The following is a 3,721-nucleotide window of genomic DNA, read 5'->3' on the forward strand; positions in this document are numbered from 1 at the left end:
CAGGGTAGAAGGCGGCCTCGCGGGTGAGCAGTTGGTAGGCGTCCGGCCCGGCTTCGGTGTCCTGGACCAGGCGGGCCACGTTCAACCCCTCGAAGCCGAAGAGGCGCTGGTACGGCTCATCGGGGGCCCAGGAGTACACGTCGCCGGACCACCAGTACGTGACCTCCTCGCCGTCGAGCGAGGCCCGGGTGCGGGCGAAGGAGCGGAGCAGCTCAGCAGGTGTCGTCATAAGGAGTACTCTGCGCGACTCCCGCTCCAGCCGGAAAGGAAACACCACGGACCGGCCCGGAAACGAGTCCCTGTGGCAGCAGCGTTACGGTTGCCGCCGTGGCATGCTGGGGCCTGCAGGAGCATGGGGGGGGGATCACATGGCGGGGGACGCCGACGGTTTGGCCGGGTTCAGCGGACGGCCGTGGTTTGCGGCCAACGAGGTGCTGGCGTTTCTGCTCGAACTCGCGGCGCTGGGCTTCTTGAGCTGGTGGGGATTTGGCGCCGGTCATGAGGGCGCCCTGCGGATTCTTCTCGGTGTGGGTACGCCTCTGCTGGCCATCGTGGTCTGGGCGTTGTTCGCCGCGCCCAAGGCACGACTGCGGCCGCGGCTCGCGTTGGTACTGGTGGTCAAAGCACTGGTGCTCGGCGGTGGTGCGGCCGCCCTGTACGCGGTGGGTCACTCCGTCGCGGCAGTGGTCGTCGCAGTGGTGACAGTTCTCAACACCGCAGCGGCCGAAACCTGGCGTGCCGCCCCTGCGGCCTCTGAGCCCCCTCACTGAATGCCACACCGGCAGCGTGCCGTGCCCGGCGTACGTCAGCGGGCGCGGCGGATGCGGATCGGCCCGCGGGCCTTCGCCGGGTCGACACGACGGCCCGACTGGGTGATTTCCACCTTGCCGGCAGTTACGAGCCGCCCGGCCACGCGACGGGCCGGTTCCATCAGCTCACGCCAGCCGTCGCCATCCCCCTCGTACGCCTCGCGCGCGGCGTCGGACGGGCAGATCGACGCGCTCGGGTCACGACGCTCCAGCAGCTCCAGAATCGCGCGCTCCAAGCGCCGTTCCGTCTGCCGTTCGGTGTCCGTCACTCCTCCAGTGTGGCACCGGCGATCACAGGAGGCAGCCGGACCGACCGTGTCCGCTGACCCGGTACAGGACGAAGAGGGGAGTTCGCATGACCGCGACCTGCGTCATTCTCGACATCGGCGGCGTACTGGAGATGACGCCGCAAACGGGGTGGGTGCAACGGTGGGAAGCGCAGCTGGGGGTGTCACCGGGCACCGTCCACGCGCGGATGCACGACGTATGGCGGGCCGGAAGCGTCGGCAGCATCGGCGAGCAAGAGGTGCACGACCAGGTGGCGGGCCGTCTGGGGCTCGACACACCCGGGGTCGAAGCCTTCATGGCTGATCTCTGGGCGGAGTACCTGGGGACGCCGAACGACGAGCTCATCGCTTACGTGCGAGGGCTGCGCGGGAGCTGCAGGCTGGGCATCCTGAGCAACAGCTTCGTCGGCGCCAGGGAGCGGGAGACGACGCTGTATCACTTCGACGAACTGGTCGAGCACATCGTCTACTCGCACGAGATCGGTGTCGAGAAGCCCGACCCGCGTGCCTTCGGGGCCGCATGCGCGAGCTTGGCCGTACAACCCGAGAACTGCCTGTTCATCGACGATGTCGCGGTCAACGTCGAGGCGGCCGAGGAGTCGGGCATGCAGTCGCATCTCTTCGAGGACAACGCCAGGACCATCACGCGCATCGCGGCGCACCTGGCCGCCGAGCCCGTGACGCCCGGCCGGGCCCGTCCGTGAATCAGCCCGGCCGACTCACGGACGGACGCCGCGGCGCCAGCGCTCGGGGGTGATCCGGCCTGCGTACAAGGGGAGTTCGAGCGGCGGCTGGTCATCCGTGAACGGGTCCCAGACCCGGGTCAGGCCGGCCGTCCCCCGCAGGCGCACCCGGCGGGCCTCCGCAAGGTCGAGCACATCCGTCACGACCTCCTCCGGGCCTGGCCCGGCCTCGGCACGCACCTGTCCCTCGGGGTCTACGACGATGCTGCGCCCGACGCCGTCCGGGGAGGCCGCGTTAAGGCTGGCCATGAACACCTGGTTCACGATCGCGTTGGCCTGTGCGAGCACGACTTCCTGGGCGCGGTCGACGGTGGGCGTGCGCACCAGGTTCAGGACGAGGTCGGCGCCCTGCCATGCCAGGTGGCGGGTGACTTCCGGGAACCAGGCGTCGTAGCAGATCGTCAGCCCGACACGTCCGTGGTCCTCCATGTCGAAGACGACGAAGCTGCCGCCGGACGCCGTGGTCTCATAGGGCCGCCACGGGAAGATCTTGCGGTACCCGGCGACCCGTTCGCCCGCAGGCGAGTAGACGGGGGCCGTGTTGTAGATCCGGCCGTCGGGGCCCTGCTCGTAGACGGTGCCGGGGACGAGCCAGATGCCCAGTTCACGCGCGAGGGACGCCAGGCGGCTGCCGCGCGGTCCGTCCAGCGGTTGGGCCGCCGCGGTCATGACCGTCTGCGGGTCCTCGCCGGGCTTGTGACCGCACAGGTGCAGCTCCGGATACGCGAGCAGCCGGACTTCGGGGTGCGCCCCGATGACACGGCGCACGTCCGCGGCGAACCCGTCCAGGTCCCCGGCGGCGTGATGGTGCGCGGCCGCCTGAACCAAGCCGATCGGCAAGGGCGTCATCGTCATGGCAGAGGCAGCCTTCCGCGCAGGGTGGTGTCCGGGGTTGCCGACGAGCCAATCAGCGAGTCTTCAGTGGGACAAGATCCCCTCTCCCAGTGGCAGCCACAGGGAAATCCTGTGGGGGCGCAACGTCCCGGACTGATGGGTCAGCTCTCTTGAACATGCGCCACGGATTGCGGCGGCTCCGGTCGCAGAGCCCCTGACGGACGTCACGTCCCGGGCTTCTTCCGGAGGTCGCTCAGGCGTTTCGCGGTGCCGGGCAGGGCAAGTGACCACAGTTGCTCCCGCGTCTCCTCTTCCACGACTTGGTCGTGGCCCCGTCCGTCGCCCGCGCGCCGCAGCGATTGTTTGGTGCGGCGCAGGAGTTCAGGGTCGACCGCGCCTGCTCTGGCGGCAAGAGTGTGGGCCGCCGGGAGCAGGTCCGCGTCGGGGACGCACCGGAGGGCGAGGCCGGCGGTGGCGGCCGCGGCGCCGTCCAGGCGTTCGCCGAAGAGCACCATGGCGGCGGCTGTCTGCGGGCCGACCAGGCGGTGCAGCATCCAGGTGTGGCCGCCGCCCGGGTGCAGGCCGAGCTTGAGGAAGCGGGTGTCGAACCAGGCCGATTGGGCGGCCACCCGTACGTCGCAGGCCAGCGCGAGGTTGAGGCCTGCGCCGACCGCGGGACCGTTGACGGCGGCGATGGTGGGCAGCGGTGAGCGGGCCACGCGGAGGAATGCCTCGTAGACGGTCTCGACGCCCGCCGAGTCGCCCTCGGCTGCCGCCGTGAGGTCCGTGAGGTCGGCTCCGGCGCAGAAGGCCGTGCCCGCCCCGGTGAGGACGACCGAAGCGACGGTCGCATCAGCCTCCAACTCGTCAAAAGCGGCGAGGAGTTCGCCGACGAGTGGGCCGGACAGGATGTTGCGACGGTCCGGGTCGTCGAGCGTGAGAGTGGCGGTGCCCTGCTCTCGCTCCACCCGCACCAGGCCGCTCATACGGTGCCGCCGGGGGTGGCGCACTGCGCGGCGTCGACGGACCCGGCAGCCGGGTCCTGACT

6 protein-coding genes are annotated in these 3,721 nt (G+C 70.3%); 2 read left to right on the forward strand and 4 right to left on the reverse strand.

The window, feature by feature from the left end:
- On the reverse strand, window positions 1-229 hold a 229-nt coding region (locus ACQKIP_RS42590; protein WP_427745473.1), incomplete at its 3' end, for a DUF1838 family protein.
- 139 nt (window positions 230-368) lie between these two features.
- Between ACQKIP_RS42590 and ACQKIP_RS42595 the strand changes: the two genes are divergently transcribed.
- Entirely contained in the window at window positions 369-770 is a 402-nt protein-coding gene (locus ACQKIP_RS42595; RefSeq protein WP_365856627.1) for a YrdB family protein, read from the forward strand.
- A gap of 35 nt (window positions 771-805) precedes the next feature.
- Here ACQKIP_RS42595 and ACQKIP_RS42600 read toward each other — a convergent pair whose 3' ends face one another.
- A complete protein-coding gene (locus tag ACQKIP_RS42600) occupies window positions 806-1,078 on the reverse strand; it encodes a DUF3253 domain-containing protein (protein ID WP_365856625.1) in 273 nt (90 codons plus the stop codon).
- Window positions 1,079-1,164: 86 nt separating this feature from the next.
- Here ACQKIP_RS42600 and ACQKIP_RS42605 point away from each other — a divergent pair, with 86 nt between their 5' ends.
- A complete protein-coding gene (locus ACQKIP_RS42605; protein ID WP_365856623.1) occupies window positions 1,165-1,800 on the forward strand; it encodes an HAD family hydrolase in 636 nt (211 codons plus the stop codon).
- Between the two features lie 15 nt (window positions 1,801-1,815).
- Here the strand turns inward: ACQKIP_RS42605 and ACQKIP_RS42610 are convergent, their stop codons facing one another.
- Window positions 1,816-2,694 (reverse strand): carbon-nitrogen hydrolase family protein, encoded by an 879-nt coding sequence (locus ACQKIP_RS42610; RefSeq protein ID WP_365856621.1) that lies wholly within the window; start codon window positions 2,692-2,694, stop codon window positions 1,816-1,818.
- Window positions 2,695-2,897: 203 nt separating this feature from the next.
- The coding region (locus ACQKIP_RS42615; RefSeq protein ID WP_427745474.1) for an enoyl-CoA hydratase at window positions 2,898-3,721 on the reverse strand (824 nt) is incomplete at its 5' end.

It is taken from the genome of Streptomyces sp. NPDC059900, from assembly GCF_050270335.1.
Classification (GTDB): domain Bacteria; phylum Actinomycetota; class Actinomycetes; order Streptomycetales; family Streptomycetaceae; genus Streptomyces.

Excerpts from the sequence above, each read along its gene's own strand:
- ACQKIP_RS42595 (WP_365856627.1), top strand. The coding sequence starts at position 369 with ATGGCGGGGGACGCCGACGGTTTGGCCGGGTTCAGCGGACGGCCGTGG.
- ACQKIP_RS42610 (WP_365856621.1), bottom strand. The coding sequence starts at position 2,694 with ATGACGATGACGCCCTTGCCGATCGGCTTGGTTCAGGCGGCCGCGCAC.
- ACQKIP_RS42605 (WP_365856623.1), top strand. The coding sequence starts at position 1,165 with ATGACCGCGACCTGCGTCATTCTCGACATCGGCGGCGTACTGGAGATG.